Annotated in this window: 1 pseudogene; it reads right to left on the bottom strand. The window is 50.1% G+C overall.

Annotation, left to right across the window (positions count from 1 at the left end):
• Positions 1–381 (bottom strand): annotated as a pseudogene (locus CWC28_RS21345) (3-methylcrotonyl-CoA carboxylase); the annotation flags it as partial.

The following is a 381-nucleotide window of genomic DNA, read 5'->3' as shown; positions in this document are numbered from 1 at the left end:
CCCATACTTTTCTTTTGTCGTGACCCGGGTTTTCCAGATGGAAGAATAGCAGTGCGGCCAGAGCTGAACTTTTCAGTAAAACGTCTTCTGACGGGTAGAAGGCATTGTCTGTGAAGTGCTGATCAAGAAAGGCGGTTGTGGCCTGACCCTCAGCAAAAGCTGGTTCTTTTAGTATTTGGTTGAGGAAGTGCTGGTTATGTTTGACCCCCAGCAGTTTCATATCCTCCAGGGCACAAATCAGTTTGCGGCGAGCTGTTTCCCGGTCGCTGCCATGGGCGATTACTTTTGCCAACATGGGGTCATAAAAGGGCGATACCATCTGGCCAGTCTGTATACCATGGTCAACACGCACCTGACCCGGAGGTTGCCAGTTAAGGATCT

Source organism: Pseudoalteromonas sp. S4492, from assembly GCF_005886115.1.
In the GTDB taxonomy this organism is placed as follows: Bacteria; Pseudomonadota; Gammaproteobacteria; order Enterobacterales; family Alteromonadaceae; genus Pseudoalteromonas; species Pseudoalteromonas gelatinilytica.
Note: the sequence above shows the minus strand (reverse complement) of the source record. Positions and strands in the feature narration are given on the sequence as shown.